Genomic DNA, 326 nt, shown 5'->3' with positions numbered 1-326 from the left:
GCATCCTGGCCTATGTCAACATTTCCTTTGCCGGCATTTTCGGCTTCTCGCAGACAGTGTCGGTCGGCGAGTGCAGCGACCTCAGGCTGTGCGAGCCGCGCGAGGTGGTCGCGGCGGTGCGTGAACACCGCGATGTCGTGGTCGGCGTAAAAGTCCGTTCCGGCAAGCATGCCGGCGGCACCAGCGGCATCGCCCCGGTGGATCTGGGGCTGGAGGCCGCCGACCAGGCCGGCCTGCCGCTGATGGCGCATATCGACGAGCCGCCGCCCGGCCGCTCGGAAGTGCTGCCGCGCCTGCGCAGGGGCGACATCCTCACCCATTGCTTC

1 pseudogene is annotated in these 326 nt (G+C 68.4%); it reads left to right on the top strand.

What is annotated here, in order from left to right:
* Positions 1–326: pseudogene (locus EOB49_RS34980) on the top strand (amidohydrolase/deacetylase family metallohydrolase); the annotation flags it as partial.

It is taken from the genome of Mesorhizobium sp. M7A.F.Ca.MR.148.00.0.0, assembly GCF_003997735.1.
Taxonomy (GTDB): domain Bacteria; phylum Pseudomonadota; class Alphaproteobacteria; order Rhizobiales; family Rhizobiaceae; genus Mesorhizobium.
This window is presented reverse-complemented; position numbering and strand designations above follow the sequence as displayed.